Source organism: Sphingomonas sp. BL-S-29, assembly GCF_055521495.1.
Genome location: NZ_CM145482.1, coordinates 2381724 through 2396248 on the forward strand (window position 1 = coordinate 2381724; position 14525 = coordinate 2396248).

A 14525-nucleotide genomic window follows, 5' to 3' on the forward strand; every position below is an offset into this window, starting at 1 on the left:
GCACTGGCGGCCTTCTTCGAAGCCGCCAGGGGTCGCGCGTTTTTGAGCCCGCGTGGCACACTCGGGAGCGCCTTGGGGGCGCGGCGGCGGCTGGCCCCCAGGCCCGCGCGCACGCCGCCGCGCCAATGGCGGCGCCCCGAGGGTGCGTCTTTTGTTAGGCGCGCCCTGCGGGCGCGCGTCAGCGGTCGAGCGTTACCGTCACCGGGCAATGATCCGAATAATGGGTCGCCGTCGCATAGGGGATTTCCTCGAAGGATTTGAGGTCGCCGGCGGCGCGCCGGTCGAGCGCGACATGGTCGATGAAGTCCTGGTAGCGCCGATCGCAGCGTGGCGTGATGCCCTGGTCGGCGAGGGTCAGGTCCGCATCTGGCGGCGTTGCATCGTCGAGCTCGGCCCAGACCGGATCGCCGGGGGCGGCGAGGCGCCGGTTCCAGTCGCCCAGCACGATGAAGCGCGTCGGGCCGGCTGCGGCCTTGTCGATCCAGCGTTCGAGCTGGGGCACCTGCTGGAGCAGCGTCGCGCAGGCCGGACCCTGAGCGCCGGCGAAGCAGCCCGACTTGAGGTGGATGGCGAGCAGGCGAAGCGGCTGGCTATTGGCCGGACGGATGGTGATGTCGACGCCGGAGCGCAGATTGGGATTGCCGAGCTGGAGATCGGTGACGTCGGGCGCGCGGTCGAAGGCGAGATCCTTCCGGATCGCGAACCCAACCGCCTGGCGGATGAACGGCTGGGTGGGATTGGCGCCGCCGCAGGTGCCGCCGGCCTCGCCGGGGCGCTGTTCCATCACGATCGTGTAGCGCGCGGGGTCGAACACGCGGGCCGCGGCCCTGGGGTTCTCCGCTTCCTGGAAGGCGATCACGTCGGCGCCGAGATTGTCGGCGATCGCGCGCATCGCGGCATAGTCGGCTTGCTTGCGTGGCTGGCAGCCGGTGCCGTCCTTCCCGGCCAGGAATTCGAGGTTCCAGCTGGCGATCCTGAGTCCTGCGGCGGCTTGGGGAGCGCTTTGGGCCGGCGGGCGCGGAAGGACGCTCGTGCAGCTGGCGAGCAGGGCGGCCATGGCCAGGGCGAGGGGGAGACGCATGATCATCCTGCCTGACTAGTCGGTGGGCGACGGGGGCGGCAAGGACAAGGAGCATGTGGCGCCTCGCGCTGCAGGCGCGACCGCGTGCTACGGTGCATCCCCGCCCTTCGGGCGGGTGCACCGCCGAGCCCTTCAGTCTCGGCCATAAGGTGACGCCCGCTGGCGCGTGGTGCGGAGGCTGCTGTCGCAGCCGCGTTGTTGGTTGTGCCTCTCCCGTCGAGCGGGAGGTGGCCGGCGCTCCCGGCTAGGCCCGCCGCGGCCGACGGCAACCCTGCGCTTGGCGCTTCGGGTGCTCCACTTCGTTCCGCTCTGACGATGCCGCCGGCCGCTCGCTGCGGGCCTTCTCCGTCCGCTTCGCCGCCCACCCCCCGCTCTTTGCGGGGAGGCATGGTGATTTTGGCGGCGAGGAGGATGCGATGCGCAAAGCCGCTGGACGTGACGCCAAGCCCGACCGGGCCGATCTGTATGAGGAGGTGACCGCCCGGATCATTACCGAGCTGGAAGCCGGGCGCTTCCCCTGGGTGCAGCCCTGGGGGAGAAAGGGGGCGGGGCCGGGGCTCCCCCACAATGCCGCGACCGCGCGGCCCTATTCGGGGATCAACATCCTGCTGTTGTGGGGGGCGGCGCAGGAGCGCGGCTTTGCCGCGCAGGGCTGGCTGACGTTCCGGCAGGCGCTCGGCGCGGGCGGATCGGTGCGCAAGGGCGAGCAGGGGACGATGGTCTTCTATGCCGACCGGTTCATTCCGGGCGCCGAGAAGGCGAGGGCGGCGGATGCCGGTGAGGACCCCAAGGCGGTGCCGTTCCTCAAGCGCTTCACTGTGTTCAATGTCGAGCAGTGCGATGGCCTCCCCGAGGGGTTGGCGGGCAGCGCGGAGCCGTTGCCGGAATGCGAGCAGGTACCGCTCGCCGAGCAGGTCATCGCCGCGTCGGGCGTACCGTTCCGGATCGGCGGGGCGGAGGCCTATTATGCGCCCGGACCCGATCTGGTGGTGGTGCCGCCGCAGCGCGCGTTCCATGCCCCCATCGATTTCTACCGCACCGCGCTGCATGAGCTGACCCATGCCACCGGCCATGCCAAGCGGCTGGGGCGCAACCTGCTCAACCCGTTCGGCAGCAAGGATTACGCCCGCGAGGAGCTGGTCGCCGAGCTGGGCGCCGCATATCTCTGCGCCGCGCTCGGCATCGAACCGACCGTGCGCCATGCCGATTATCTCGCCTCATGGCTGGAGGTGCTGCGCGACGACGATCACGCGATCTTCCGCGCGGCGAGCCATGCCAGCAAGGCCGCCGACTGGCTGCTGACGCGCCACCGCGAGGCGCAGGCGGCGCAAGCCTCTGTCGCGCTTCCTCAGGCCGAGAGGATCGCCGCATGATCCTGCTCCCGGACGATCTGCGCGCGGCATTGCTGGCCAATGCCGCCGCGCATCAGGCCGCCCAGCGTGACGGTACCGCCGAACCGGACCCCGTACCGGTCTTGAAGCTGTTCAATCCGATGGGCGCCGCAACATGGCTCGCGACCGAGCTCGATACGGACGGCGCCACGCTGTTCGGGCTCGCCGACCTCGGATTCGGCTATCCCGAGCTTGGCTCTTTCAGCCTGTCCGAACTCGCCTCGGTGCGCCTGAGATTCGGGCTCGGCATCGAGCGTGACGCGGATTTCCGAACCGCGTTCGCGCTGTCGGCATGGGCCGACTGGTCGCGCCGCTCGGGCTCGATCCTGTTCGCCGAAACCCTGCTGCGCCGCGTCGCGCTGGGGCGCGGCACCCTCGAGGTTCCCCCCGGACCCTGAGTCCGGCGGAAATGGCGCGCGGCGCGCCTTTCCGCCGCATCCCAAGCAAGGAGTGTAACCCATGAAACTGCAATTCATCGCGCTCGACCGGCTCTCGGTCAGCAAGGCAAACATGCGCCACGGCAAGGCCGTGCCCGATGTCAGCGACATCCTACCCACCGTCCGCAAGCGCGGCGTGATCCAGTCGCTATTGGTCCGGCCGGACGCGGAAGACGGGCATTTCCTGATCGATGCGGGCAGCCGCCGCTTCCATGCGGCGGGGATCGACGCGGCCGAGAAGGAGATTGCGCGCAGTGCCTATCTGCTGCCCTGCGGCATCCTCGAAGACGGCGACGATGCCGCCGCCATCGAGGCCTCGATGATCGAGAACATGGCGCGGCTCGACCCCGACGAGGTCCGGCAATGGGAAGCGTTCACCCGGCTGGTCAAGGAAGGCCATAGCCCCGAGGGCATCGGCCTGACCTTCGGCTTGCCCGAGCTTGCCGTGCGCCGCACGCTCGCGCTCGGCAACCTGCTGCCCCGCATCCGCGACCTGTATCGCCGGGAGAAGATCGACCGGGTGACGATCCGCCATCTGACCATGGCGAGCAAGGCGCAGCAAAAGGACTGGCTCGCTTTGTTCGACGATCCCAAGGCGCATGCCCCGACCGGGCAGCAGGTCAAGGCATGGGCGCTGGGCGGCAGCACCATCCCGACCGGCCACGCGCTGTTCCCGCTCGACGGTTTCGCCGGGCCGATTGTCGCCGACCTGTTCGGCGAGGGCGGCTATTTCGGGGACGCGGATATCTTCTGGACTGCGCAGAATGCCGCGATCGAGGCGCGCCGCGCCGCCTATCTGGAAGCGGGGTGGAGCGAGGTCGCGATCCTCCCGCCGGGTGAGCATTTCTATTCCTATGAATATGAAAAGACGCCCAAGAAGAAGGGCGGGCGCGTCTACATCGCCGTCCGGTCCAATGGCGAGGTGACCTTCCATGAAGGCTATCTCAGCCGCCGCGAGGCAGCGAAGCGGGCCAGGGGAGAAGCACCGGAGGCGGTCGTCAAGATCTTGCGCCCGGAGATCACGTCCGGCATGCAGGCCTATATCGACCTGCACCGCCACGCCGCCGTCCGCGCAGCGATGCTCGCCAAGCCCGGTGTCGCGCTCCGGCTGATGGCGGCGCATGTGATCGGCACCGGCAGCCAGTGGAGTGTCCGGCCCGATGGGCGGAACGCGCCGAGCGACGCCGTCGCCGAAAGCGCCGAAGGCGCCCCCGGCGAGACGGTGTTCGACGCGAAGCGCCGCGCCGCCTTGGCGGTGCTGGGGTTCGGCGAGGACGATGCCAATCTCAGCCATGGCCGGGGCGTCGGGCATGAGGTCAGCGCGGTGTTCGAACGGCTGCTGGACTGCCCGACGCGGTGGTGCTGGAGCTGGTCGCGGTGGCGATGGGCGAGACGCTGGCACGCGGCTCCGCCGAGGTGGAGGCCTTGGGCCTGCATCTGGCGGTCGACATGGCCGACTGGTGGCAGGCGGACACGGCGTTTTTCGATCTGATCCGCGAAAAGGAGGTGCTGGTCGGCATCGTCGGCGAGGTCGCGGGCGAGCGCGTCGCCGAGGCCAATAAGACCGAGAAGGCAAAGACGCTCAAGGCCATCGTCACCGCCCATCTTGAGGGCGCGGACGGGCGCGCGAAGGTCGAGCGCTGGGTGCCGCGCTGGATGGCGTTTCCGCCCGCAGCCTATACCGGGCGGGGCGGCGTCGGCACGATCAGGGCGCATGCCCGCGTGCTGGGCGCGCGGCCCGTCCTGCAGGAGCCCGAACAGCCCGTCGAGCAAAAGCTGGCGGCGTGATGCCGTGGACACGGGCGGCCGGGAGGCCGCCCGTGTCTTCATGGACCCTTGAAATCCGGCCGCGCCGCTCGCCTCTTCGAGGCAAGCGGCGCGGCTTTTCCTTTTGGATGTCGGATAGGCATCCCGCCTGGAAACCCTGTGTTTCCGCACGCTGGCATGACGGGGCGATGCGCCCGGCAGTCCGGCAGCCTATCTCCAGTCGCAGGCGCGGTCCGCGACGACCATGCCGTGATAGCAGCGACGGGAATGTTCATGAAGAAGATCGGCTTTCTCTCCTTCGGCCATTGGTCAGGCTCGCCCCAGTCGGCGACCCGTTCGGCCTCCGACGTGCTGCTGCAGTCGATCGATCTCGCCGTCGCGGCGGAAGAGCTCGGCGCGGACGGCGCCTATTTCCGGGTGCATCATTTCGCGCAGCAATTGGCCTCGCCGTTTCCGCTGCTGGCGGCGATCGGCGCGAAGACGAAGCGGATCGAGATCGGCACCGGCGTGATCGACATGCGCTACGAGAATCCCTTCTACATGGCCGAGGATGCCGGGTCGGCGGACCTGATCAGCCAGGGCCGGCTGCAACTGGGCATCAGCCGCGGCTCTCCCGAGCAGGTGATCGAGGGATGGCGGTATTTCGGCTATGCGCCAGGCACCGGCGAGAGCGATGCCGATATGGGCCGCCGGCACGCCGAGGTGTTTCTCGACCTGCTGAAGGGCGATGGTTTCGCCGAGCCCGCGCCGCGCCCGATGTTCCCCAATCCGCCCGGCCTGCTGCGCCTCGAGCCGCATTCCGCCGGTCTCCGGCGCCGTATCTGGTGGGGCTCGGCGTCCAATGCGACCGCGCTCTGGGCGGCCCGGCAGGGCATGAATTTGCAGAGCTCGACGCTCAAGGCCGACGAGAGCGGCGAGCCGTTCCATGTCCAGCAGGCGAAGCAGATCAGGCTGTATCGCGAGGCGTGGAAGGCGGCGGGCCATGACTGGACACCGCGCGTCTCGGTATCGCGCTCGATCTTCGCGCTGATGGACGATCGCGATCGGGCCTATTTCGGGCGCGGAGACAGCAGCGACCAGATCGGCGTCATCGACGACATGCGCGCGATCTTCGGGCGGTCCTACGCCGCCGAGCCGGACACGCTGATCGAGCAATTGCGGGCCGACGAAGCCCTCGCCGAGGCGGACACCGTGCTGCTGACCGTGCCCAACCAGCTGGGCGTCGACTATAATGCCCATGTCCTGGACGCCGTGATCACGCATGTCGCGCCGGCCCTGGGCTGGCGCTGACCCAGCTCGCTCGGTTGACGGCCGGGGCGTCCGCCCGGCGCCATTGCTGGCCTCGGGGCGCTTGTCCCGGACCTTGATTGGATGCGGTGCGCGTGGTGGGTCCGGCTGCCGCAGGGCGCGCGACCAGTGCCGCACCGACCAGATGTTCCCGTTGCCTCAGCCGCCACGCGGCCTCGAGATGGCTGTCTGGCGGAGCGCGGCCTTCATGCCTGCAACGGCTGCGCCGTCCTCCACTGCGTTCCGGCCCCAAGGGTGCACGCAGGCCGCATGCCCCGCCCGACCGACGCCATCGAGGCCGCAATCGGGCGGCTTCGACCAAGCATCTGGAGGTTATCATGGCACAGATTGGCAGCTTCACCCGCGACGACGCCGGCAATTTCACCGGCACGGTCTGCACCTCGGTTCTCAAGTTCAAGGCGGTGATGAAGCCGTCGCCCAAGGACAGCGACAAGGCGCCCGACTATCGCATCACCGCGAGCAACGGTGCCGAGGTCGGCGCCGGCTGGGTCCGGGCCGCGCGCGAGACCGGTGCCGAATATGTCTCGGTCAAGCTCGACGATCCGGCCTTTCCGGCGCCGATCTACGCGACGCTGGTGCAGGGCGATGCCGGCGAGCACAAGCTGATCTGGTCGCGCTGAGCGGCCGGCTGCGGCGCCCTTCGGGGCGCCGCACTTCTTTGCACGTCCGTCCGGGGGTGTCGTTTTCCGGGGGGTGGCGTTTTCGACACTGCACCCGATCGTGCCGGACCGGCACCTGTCTGCGTCCGGCAGGCCCTGAGCCCGCCAGCAACGGGACGGGCCGATGGACGACGACGAGCATGACCGGGCCGAGAGCGCGAGACGCGGCAGCCCCTATCTGACGACGGCGCAGGCCGCCCATTATCTCGGCATTTCCGAGCGCACGCTGCAGCGGATGCGTGGCGGCAAGCGCAAGGATCCGGGGCCGACCCCGCGCCGTCATGCGCGCATGGTCCAATATCATATCGACGATCTCGACGCCTGGTCGCGCGCCAGCTTCGAGGGGAAGAAATCATGACGCCCGAGGAATCGAAGGACGTTGCCCGCGCCTGGCGCTGGATCCTTTTCGGGCTCGCCTGCTTCTGGGTGACGGTCGTCATGGCGGTGTTTCCGCCGGCGCCGCGCCTGGTCTGGAACGCGAGCGACAGCGCGCCGCGCGGGCTCTACCGCGTCTTTCCCGGCACCCTGCCGGCGCGCGGCGACATGGTGATTGCCTGGGCGCCCGAGCCTTATCGCCGCCTCGCGGCGATGCGCCATTATCTGCCCGCCAATGTGCCGCTGGTGAAGCGCGTCGTGGCGCTCGACGGTGACCGGGTATGCGCGGCCGGTCGCTCGATCCTGGTCAATGGGAAACTCGTCGCGCATCGGCTGGCGGTGGATGGCAAAGGCCGGGCAATGCCGTGGTGGCGCGGCTGCCGGACCCTGACGTCACGTGACTATCTGCTGCTGATGGACGCCCCGGCCTCGTTCGACGGCCGCTATTTCGGGATCAGCCGTACCGACCAGCTGATCGGCAAGGGCAGGCCGCTATGGACGCGCTGAGGCTCGCGCTTGCGCTGCCGTCGCTCGTCCTTGCTGTCCCGGGTAGCGCCGACCCGGTGGCGCGCTGGCAGCCGTTCATCGCCGAGGCGTCGCACCGCTTCAGCATTCCGGAGGAGTGGATCGAGCGGGTCATGCGCGCCGAGAGCGGCGGCGCGACCAGCCGGGACGGGCGGCCGATCCGCTCGTTCAAGGGCGCGATGGGCCTGATGCAGCTGATGCCGGCGACCTGGGCGGACATGCGCGCGCGGCTCGGGCTCGGCGCCGATCCGGACGATCCGCGCGACAATATCCTGGCCGGCACCTGTTATCTCCGGCTGATGTACGACCGGTTCGGCTATCCGGGATTGTTCGGTGCCTATAATGCCGGGCCGGAGCGCTACACCGCCTGGCTCGCGGGCAGGTCGCAGCTCCCCGCCGAGACGATCGCCTATCTCACCGCGGTCGTGCCTGAGGGACGGAGCGCGCCCGCACCGGCTGCGCCGGCGCCGCCGCCGACCCTGTTCGCGGTGCGCCGGGAGGGTGATGCTGAACTGGCTTCCGAGGCTCCCGACCGGCCACGATCCTCGCTGTTCGCGGTGCGGAAGGAGCCGCAATGACGGCGCGTGGGGAAGGGGGCTCGTCGTGGTCGTCCCAGCATGACGGGCGGCGCAGCGGCTATCAAGGCCCGCGGGTGCCCCCCAATTTGCTGCGCAAATCGGTTCCCCCCGCGTCCGCTTCGCGGCGCCTCCGCTATCGCTCCGGCGGCCCTGACAGCCGCTGCGCCACCCGTCGGCGAGGCTGCGTCCTCGATGAGGAGGGCGGCAAGCGGAGACAGTTCATGATCCAATATCAACCCATCTCGGCCGCAGCGGATCGCGTGATCTCGGCACTGGCGGCGGGGCTCGAGCTCGAGTTCGGGCGCGGCGCAGGAGAAGCGTTGGCGCACCGGTTTCTGGCGGCGGAGGATGTCGAATTTCACTGGGATGCGCGGGTCGAGGAGCGCTGGATCGGCGCTTATGAATCCTCAGGCGAGGACGATATCGAGCTCGACCGGGTGCGAATCCTGGGGCGGCTGGACGGCACATGGTTCGTCGCGGTGATGATCGTCGACGGCGATGGCGATGCGCGCGGGATGATGGGCAGGCGCACTTTCAAGCGCCGCGGCGATGCCATTCGGGCGTTCGCTTATGCCTGATCGCACGGCCGGGACGCGGTGCTGAGAGGCACGCGCGTCCCGGCCATTTTTTTTTGCGCCGAGGGAGGGGGGTGGGGCGACTGGAGAAGGAAGAAGGGAATGCAAGAGAAAGGCAATGTCTCGCGGCCATTGCTATGTGGTTGTCTGAACATCGTTTTTTCACGAGACATGGGCGACGGTGCGCGAGACATAGGTAGAAGAACTGGCGGAAATTCGCCATTTCTTGCGCTCGATTGCGAGACTCTCCAGTCCGGACGCTACCGGTGAGCGAGGACGACGACTTCACGCCGCGTCTCGGCAAGATCCGCAATCGGGGCGGCGGCAAGCGCGCCCGGCAATACCTCTCGACCGTCATTGTCGCGGCGGTCCGCTCGGCCGAGAAGGGCGCGATCGGCAGCCGCCGGTTCGACGGCAGCAGGATCGGCCGGGGCGCGAGCTTGGGTCGCCTGCTTTCCAGCCGTGACCGGCTGGCCGCATTCCGCGCGCGGCGCGCGGTCGTCAAGACGCGGTTGGTTCGGCTGGGTGGCAAGGGCCTGTCCGCGGCGCGCGCGCATCTTCGCTATATCCAGCGCGACGGCGTCACCCGAGAGGGCATGCCGGGGGAGCTCTATTCCGCCGAGCACGATACGGCGGACGGCAAGGCGTTCCTCGAACGCTGCGACGGCGACCGGCATCAGTTCCGATTCATCGTCTCCGCCGAGGACGGTTCGGAATATCCCGATCTCAAGCCCTATATCCGCCGGCTGATGACGCAGATGGAAGCCGATCTCGGCACGCACCTCGATTGGGTCGCGGTCGACCATTTCAACACGGCCCATCCTCACACGCACATCATGCTGCGCGGCGTCGATGAGCTGGGCCAGAATCTGGTCATTGCGCGCGAGTATATCTCGCACGGAATCCGCGAGCGCGCGGCTGAGCTGGCGACTCTCGATCTCGGGCCGCGCACCACGGAGGAGATCGAGGCACGCTTGCGCCATGATATCGGCGAGGAGCGGCTGACCGCGATCGACCGCCGGATGCTGCTGACGATGGATGCGGATCGTGTCGTGTCGTCGGCCGATTGCGATCCGTTCCAGCAGTCGCTTCGCGCGGGCCGGCTGCAGAAGCTCGGTACCCTTGGTCTGGCCGAAAATCTGGGCGGTGGACGATGGCAGCTCGCCGACGGCCTGGAGGAGACGCTGCGTGCGATGAGCGAGCGCGGCGACATCATCCGCACGATGCAGCGGGAGCTAAGCGCGCGAAGGCTTGAGCGGCCATGGGTTGGACGAAGCCTGTTTGGAACGGGGGAGGAAACCGAGCCGATCGTCGGCCGGGTGATCGCGCGCGGTCTCTCGGACGAGCACAATGATTGCCACTTCCTGCTGGTCGATGGTGTCGATGGCCATGCGTACTATGTCGATATCGGCCGCGGCGACGCGGTCGGCCCGGTCGCCGAGGGCTCCGTCGTGATGGTCAGCGCGCGAAGCTTGGCAATTCGCGATGCCGACCGGATGGTTGCGGAGGTCGCGGCTGCCAATGGTGGGCGTTACTCGGTCGACCTGCACCTGCGGCACGATCCGACCGCGACACAGGCGTTCGCCGAGGCTCACGTTCGACGCCTGGAGGCGATGCGGCTCGCCCGTACGGGCGTCGAACGGGAGGCTGATGGTAGTTGGCGTATCGAGACCGACCATGTCGATCGGGCGGCCGCCTATGAGGCGCGCCGGCATCGTGACCAACCGGTCGAGGTCGAGATGCTGTCGTCCGTTCCGGTCGAGCAACTGCCCGGCGCGGACGCGTCGACCTGGCTCGACCGCGAGCTTGCGGCGGGTGCGCCGCATGCTGCGCGCGACGCCGGGTTCGGGCGCGAATTGCGCGCTGTGCTCGCCGCGCGCCAGCAATGGCTGATCAAGCAGGAACTGGCGGAAGGGGAGGGCGGTCACTTCCGGCTCCGCGCCAACGCGCTCGCTGTCCTGCAGCGTCGCGAACTGCTGCGGGTCGGTGAGCAGCTGTCGTCAGACCTCGGTAAGGCGTTTGTCGAGACACGGACGGGCATGGAGATCGAGGGTAGGCTCTCACGTCACGTCGATCTGGTGAGCGGTCGCTTCGCCGTGGTGGAAAAGGCCCGGGAATTTACGTTGGTGCCGTGGCGCCCCGTGCTGGCCAGGCAGGTCGGCAACCAGGTTGGCGGGATTATGCGCGACGGTGGCGTCAACTGGATATTCGGGCGGGAAAGGGCAGGGCCGCAAATTGACTAACTGGCAACGCGGTGATCGACCGCTATGCGCCTCAATTGCGGTCGTTCCGACAAGGTTTGGCGCCTCCCTAAAGCCGCCCCTCGCTCATCTGCTGACTGCGAGGTGCCAGAATGTCGAGTCTGAAGCTTGCCTTGCCATTCCAATGGCGGTCCAGAACGACAATTTCCGATAGGAGCTGCTTTCAGACGCCATCCCCATCGAGCATCGTCAACAGTCGCCGCGCATTCCAAGCCTCACGCAGGATCAGACCCTCGTTCAGCAGCTTGCGGAACTCGGATTCGTCCAGTGGCGGAGAAAATAGATACCCTTGGCCCACGGAGCAGCCCAGCGTCCGCATGATTGCACGTTCTGCCTCCGTCTCGATGCCTTCCCCGACGACGCGAATGTCCAGCGCCGCCCCGAGCTTGACGATGCCCTCGACGATGACGCGCTTGGCCACGCTGTGCGCAACATCATGCACGAAACTTCGATCGACCTTGATCTCGCTCAGCGGAAAGCTCTCAAGATAGCGCAGATTGGAATAGCCGGTGCCGAAGTCGTCGATGGAGATGCCGATCCCTAGGCTTCGCAGCTCCTCGAAGGCGCGGCGAATATGCTCCGGCTCCGGGACCATCAGGTCCTCGGTGAGCTCGATCGTCAGCCAGTCGGCATCGCAGCCGGTCTCGTCGAGCGTCTGGCAGACTAGGGTCACCATGTCGCGCTGCATGAATTCCATGACCGATACGTTCAAGGAGAAGCGGATGGGCGTGCGGCGGTTCCGGTTAACCTGCGCCGCATGCGCGGCGAGCGTGCGCAGGCCCCAGGCGCCGATTTCCAGGATCGCGCCGGTTTCCTCCGCGATCCCGATGAAGCGGCTCGGCGGCTGCAGCCCGAACGCGCCATGGTTCCATCGAAGAAGCGCCTCGACGCCGACCAACTCGCCGGTCCCGAGATCCACTTGCGGCTGGTAGTGAAACAGCAACTCCTGATTTGGAACGGCCATCTGGAGCTCGCTCGCTAGGCGGATACGGTTGCGCGCATCGCGCTCGTCCGCGGCGATGAAGGCATGCGGTGGATATCCCGGCGTGGTCTTTGATCGCTGCAACGCCGCACCGGCCTGCCGGACGAGTTGGAGCGTGTCGGTGCCCGCCATCCCCAGGGCGAAGCCCGCGGCAAACTGAACCGCCAGGGACGCCCCCGGAAGGACGAAGCGCGGCTTCAGCAACGCAAGGACATCCTTCGCCACCCTGGCGCCGCCCAAGGGGTGGTCCAGTTCAAATGCGAGTGCGAAGCTGTTGCTGCCCACGCGCGACACGGCGGCGGTCGGCAGCGTCGCCAGTCGCGCGGCAGCTGACCGAAGCAGCGCATCGCCAACGTCATACCCGAAGCCGTTATTGATGTCGTGGAACCGGACGATGTCGACCTTGACCATCAGCAAGGCGGAAGTTGCGGGCGCGTCCGACGCCGACAGTCGGTCGAGCAGGCCATAGCGGTCGAGCAGGCCGGTCAGACGATCGACACCCGTCGCATGGGTCATGTCTCGGATCAGTCCGATGAAATGCGTCACCTCACCGTCGTCGTCGCGAAGCGGCGTGAGGCGCAAGGCGTTGCGGAACATGGCGCCGTCCCGGCGATAGTTGCGCAGCGTCACCGAACAGGAGCGGCCCTCAGCCAGAGCGGCCCGGACCTCGGCGATTTCGGGCTGCAGGCGGTCGCTGCCCTGAAGATAGCGGCAGTTCTTGCCGATCGCCTCCGACGCCGCATAGCCGGTGATCGCTTCGAACGCAGGATTCACTTGGACTATTGGCTGGCCCCGCATGCGCATATCGGCGATCAGGACGCCGTCCGCACATTGCGCCATGGCGAGGGCGGCGGCGGTCGCTGGCAGCGCTTGCACGCCCTCCGGCGCTCCCACGAGCGGGCCCGCGCGCCTGACGCTCCAGAATCTCATGGCCGCTTTCCTTGCATCTCGAATTGCGAGTCGCGGCGCACTCAGCCGTTCCGGAACGACATCGTGTCCAAGGGCGTCAGCCCCGCGACGAAGGCGATATGCAGGGCGTGTGCGAGCGTACCGGCCTTGAGCCGATCCATCATGCCGGCGCGATAGATCTCGATCGTTCGAGAGCTGATTCCCAGGTCGCACGCGATCTGCTTGTTGCTACAGCCGGCGACCGGCCCGGCCGGCACATCGCGCTGGCGCAGGGCCAGGCCATCGACCTTGGAGCGGCACTGCTGCGCTAGAAGCGCGTACGCCGCCTTCCCGTCAGGCGGCGCGGGTGCTGCGTCGGTGACTGGGACTGGGCGCGACTTCGTCCGGTGGCCGGAAGACGCCGGGGCGCGTAGAGTGGCTCTGTCCAATTTCGTTGACGCACGCTCGGCGGGTTTAACTCGCATGTCATGGCCTCCGGTCACGACGATGCGGCCAAGACGTCAGCGTTTCAACGCCGGCCCGGCGGCGCTTCAGGACAAAATGGCGGCACCTACGTCTTCGCTTTGACCTCCCGGCCCCGTGGTCTGGAATCGCAGCCGATACTCAAGGGGCGTGACGCCGATCCCACGCACGAACGCCCGACGGAGCGTGGTCGTCGATCCGAAGCCGGCCGCATAGGCAATGGCCTTGATCGGAGCGGTGCTGTCTTCCAGCAGCTGCCGCGCTATATCGACTCGGGTCAGTTCGACATAGGCAGTCGGGGTCAACCCAAGTTCGGCGCGAAACATCCTGGATAGATGTCGCGGACTGACACCAGCCACTTCAGCAAGCGCTTCCAACTCCAGGGGCTCGCGCGGGTTTTCTAGGATGTGAAGCCTTATCCTGTCGATCGGACTGGCGGCTGCGGTCTGCGCGGTCAAGGCCGCGCTGAACTGGGACTGGCCTCCGGGCCGCTTCAGAAAGACGACCAAACGGCGTGCCACCCATAACGCCAGGGCACGGCCATAATCCTCTTCGATCAGGGAAAGGGCAAGATCGAGTGCGGCGGTCACCCCGGCCGAGCTGAATACCCGCCCGTCGCGCACGAAGATGCGGTCGCGTTCGACCTGGATATCGGGATATTCGGCGGCAAGCCGTTGGGTATATTGCCAATGCGTTGTCACTCGGCACCCCGACAACAGCCCCGCATCGGCCAGGAGGAAGGCGCCCGTACACGTCGAACCGTATCGTCGCGACAAGTCGGCCTGTTCCCGCAACCAGCGCGCGACCTTTTCGCTTGGCGGGGAAGGCACTCCATAGGGTCCAACGACGATCAAAGTGTCCGAAGGCTGCGTCGCTTGCGCGATACCCGCGTTCGGGATGAACATCATGCCCGAGGCGCTCTCCATGGCTGCGCCTCGCTCGGTTACTAGCCTCACCCGATAGGGTTGTCCGGAGCGAGCCTTGCAGTTCGCCTCGAACAGCGCGTCCTGCACGGCGGCGACTTCGAGCAAATGCACGTTGCCAGGGGCATAGATCGTGATGAGCATCGCGCGTCCTGGCTACGCGGCGCCCACGGCACCGGTCGTTCTACTCGGATACGCCTCCTTGTGCTGATTACCTAGAGCGACGGCACCAAGGCTTTGGCATGGGCCGCAATCGTCTTGCGAGGCAAACGTAGAGCACCGAGCCGCAGGG

The 14525-nt window shown here is 67.6% G+C and carries 15 protein-coding genes; 11 read left to right on the top strand and 4 right to left on the bottom strand.

What is annotated here, in order from left to right:
* Positions 1–178: 178 nt before the first annotated feature.
* The gene (locus tag ACZ1I2_RS11280) at positions 179–1081 is read right to left on the bottom strand and encodes an endonuclease/exonuclease/phosphatase family protein (protein ID WP_465169602.1); all 903 of its coding nucleotides are present in this window, start codon (positions 1079–1081) and stop codon (positions 179–181) included.
* Positions 1082–1497: 416 nt separating this feature from the next.
* Between ACZ1I2_RS11280 and ACZ1I2_RS11285 the strand changes: the two genes are divergently transcribed.
* The 11 genes from ACZ1I2_RS11285 (at position 1498) to rlxS (ending at position 10939) form a co-directional block, all read left to right on the top strand.
* Complete coding sequence (locus ACZ1I2_RS11285) at positions 1498–2454, top strand: ArdC family protein (protein WP_465169601.1); 957 nt, start codon at positions 1498–1500, stop codon at positions 2452–2454.
* Positions 2451–2870: a DUF2958 domain-containing protein gene (locus ACZ1I2_RS11290; RefSeq protein ID WP_465174095.1), complete on the top strand. Its 420-nt coding sequence runs from the start codon at positions 2451–2453 to the stop codon at positions 2868–2870. Before ACZ1I2_RS11285 ends, ACZ1I2_RS11290 begins: the two co-directional genes overlap by 4 nt.
* A 61-nt stretch (positions 2871–2931) precedes the next feature.
* Positions 2932–4401, top strand: coding sequence for a ParB/RepB/Spo0J family partition protein (locus tag ACZ1I2_RS11295; RefSeq protein WP_465169599.1), 1470 nt, complete (start codon positions 2932–2934; stop codon positions 4399–4401).
* Positions 4359–4697, top strand: a complete 339-nt coding sequence (locus tag ACZ1I2_RS11300) for a hypothetical protein (RefSeq protein WP_465169598.1) — start codon at positions 4359–4361, stop codon at positions 4695–4697. Before ACZ1I2_RS11295 ends, ACZ1I2_RS11300 begins: the two co-directional genes overlap by 43 nt.
* Before the next feature lie 252 nt (positions 4698–4949).
* Positions 4950–5966 (top strand): LLM class flavin-dependent oxidoreductase, encoded by a 1017-nt coding sequence (locus ACZ1I2_RS11305; RefSeq protein WP_465169597.1) that lies wholly within the window; start codon positions 4950–4952, stop codon positions 5964–5966.
* A gap of 335 nt (positions 5967–6301) precedes the next feature.
* On the top strand, positions 6302–6604 hold the full coding sequence (locus tag ACZ1I2_RS11310; protein ID WP_465169596.1) for a DUF736 domain-containing protein: 303 nt from the start codon (positions 6302–6304) through the stop codon (positions 6602–6604).
* A gap of 163 nt (positions 6605–6767) precedes the next feature.
* Positions 6768–7001: a helix-turn-helix domain-containing protein gene (locus ACZ1I2_RS11315; RefSeq protein ID WP_465169595.1), complete on the top strand. Its 234-nt coding sequence runs from the start codon at positions 6768–6770 to the stop codon at positions 6999–7001.
* Positions 6998–7525: a S26 family signal peptidase gene (locus ACZ1I2_RS11320; protein ID WP_465169594.1), complete on the top strand. Its 528-nt coding sequence runs from the start codon at positions 6998–7000 to the stop codon at positions 7523–7525. Before ACZ1I2_RS11315 ends, ACZ1I2_RS11320 begins: the two co-directional genes overlap by 4 nt.
* Positions 7513–8121 (top strand): lytic transglycosylase domain-containing protein, encoded by a 609-nt coding sequence (locus ACZ1I2_RS11325; protein ID WP_465169593.1) that lies wholly within the window; start codon positions 7513–7515, stop codon positions 8119–8121. Before ACZ1I2_RS11320 ends, ACZ1I2_RS11325 begins: the two co-directional genes overlap by 13 nt.
* Positions 8122–8342: 221 nt before the next feature.
* Positions 8343–8699, top strand: coding sequence for a hypothetical protein (locus ACZ1I2_RS11330; protein WP_465169592.1), 357 nt, complete (start codon positions 8343–8345; stop codon positions 8697–8699).
* A gap of 263 nt (positions 8700–8962) precedes the next feature.
* Positions 8963–10939, top strand: a complete 1977-nt coding sequence (gene rlxS, locus ACZ1I2_RS11335; protein WP_465169591.1) for a relaxase/mobilization nuclease RlxS — start codon at positions 8963–8965, stop codon at positions 10937–10939.
* A 181-nt stretch (positions 10940–11120) separates the two neighbouring features.
* Here the strand turns inward: rlxS and ACZ1I2_RS11340 are convergent, their stop codons facing one another.
* From ACZ1I2_RS11340 to ACZ1I2_RS11350, 3 genes are all read right to left on the bottom strand, one after another.
* A complete protein-coding gene (locus tag ACZ1I2_RS11340) occupies positions 11121–12869 on the bottom strand; it encodes a putative bifunctional diguanylate cyclase/phosphodiesterase (RefSeq protein ID WP_465169590.1) in 1749 nt (582 codons plus the stop codon).
* 41 nt (positions 12870–12910) lie between these two features.
* Positions 12911–13276: a LuxR C-terminal-related transcriptional regulator gene (locus ACZ1I2_RS11345; protein WP_465169589.1), complete on the bottom strand. Its 366-nt coding sequence runs from the start codon at positions 13274–13276 to the stop codon at positions 12911–12913.
* Between the two features lie 102 nt (positions 13277–13378).
* Positions 13379–14377 carry a GlxA family transcriptional regulator gene (locus ACZ1I2_RS11350; RefSeq protein ID WP_465174094.1) on the bottom strand — a complete coding sequence of 333 codons (999 nt, stop codon included), beginning with the start codon at positions 14375–14377 and terminating at the stop codon, positions 13379–13381.
* Positions 14378–14525 lie beyond the last annotated feature (148 nt).

What these genes read in the sequence shown, in the direction of transcription:
- ACZ1I2_RS11280 (WP_465169602.1), bottom strand. Translation starts at nt 1,081, where the DNA reads ATGCGTCTCCCCCTCGCCCTGGCCATGGCCGCCCTGCTCGCCAGCTGC.
- ACZ1I2_RS11285 (WP_465169601.1), top strand. Translation starts at nt 1,498, where the DNA reads ATGCGCAAAGCCGCTGGACGTGACGCCAAGCCCGACCGGGCCGATCTG.
- ACZ1I2_RS11290 (WP_465174095.1), top strand. Translation starts at nt 2,451, where the DNA reads ATGATCCTGCTCCCGGACGATCTGCGCGCGGCATTGCTGGCCAATGCC.
- ACZ1I2_RS11295 (WP_465169599.1), top strand. Translation starts at nt 2,932, where the DNA reads ATGAAACTGCAATTCATCGCGCTCGACCGGCTCTCGGTCAGCAAGGCA.
- ACZ1I2_RS11300 (WP_465169598.1), top strand. Translation starts at nt 4,359, where the DNA reads ATGGCCGACTGGTGGCAGGCGGACACGGCGTTTTTCGATCTGATCCGC.
- ACZ1I2_RS11305 (WP_465169597.1), top strand. Translation starts at nt 4,950, where the DNA reads ATGAAGAAGATCGGCTTTCTCTCCTTCGGCCATTGGTCAGGCTCGCCC.
- ACZ1I2_RS11310 (WP_465169596.1), top strand. Translation starts at nt 6,302, where the DNA reads ATGGCACAGATTGGCAGCTTCACCCGCGACGACGCCGGCAATTTCACC.
- ACZ1I2_RS11315 (WP_465169595.1), top strand. Translation starts at nt 6,768, where the DNA reads ATGGACGACGACGAGCATGACCGGGCCGAGAGCGCGAGACGCGGCAGC.
- ACZ1I2_RS11320 (WP_465169594.1), top strand. Translation starts at nt 6,998, where the DNA reads ATGACGCCCGAGGAATCGAAGGACGTTGCCCGCGCCTGGCGCTGGATC.
- ACZ1I2_RS11325 (WP_465169593.1), top strand. Translation starts at nt 7,513, where the DNA reads ATGGACGCGCTGAGGCTCGCGCTTGCGCTGCCGTCGCTCGTCCTTGCT.
- ACZ1I2_RS11330 (WP_465169592.1), top strand. Translation starts at nt 8,343, where the DNA reads ATGATCCAATATCAACCCATCTCGGCCGCAGCGGATCGCGTGATCTCG.
- ACZ1I2_RS11340 (WP_465169590.1), bottom strand. Translation starts at nt 12,869, where the DNA reads ATGAGATTCTGGAGCGTCAGGCGCGCGGGCCCGCTCGTGGGAGCGCCG.
- ACZ1I2_RS11350 (WP_465174094.1), bottom strand. Translation starts at nt 14,377, where the DNA reads ATGCTCATCACGATCTATGCCCCTGGCAACGTGCATTTGCTCGAAGTC.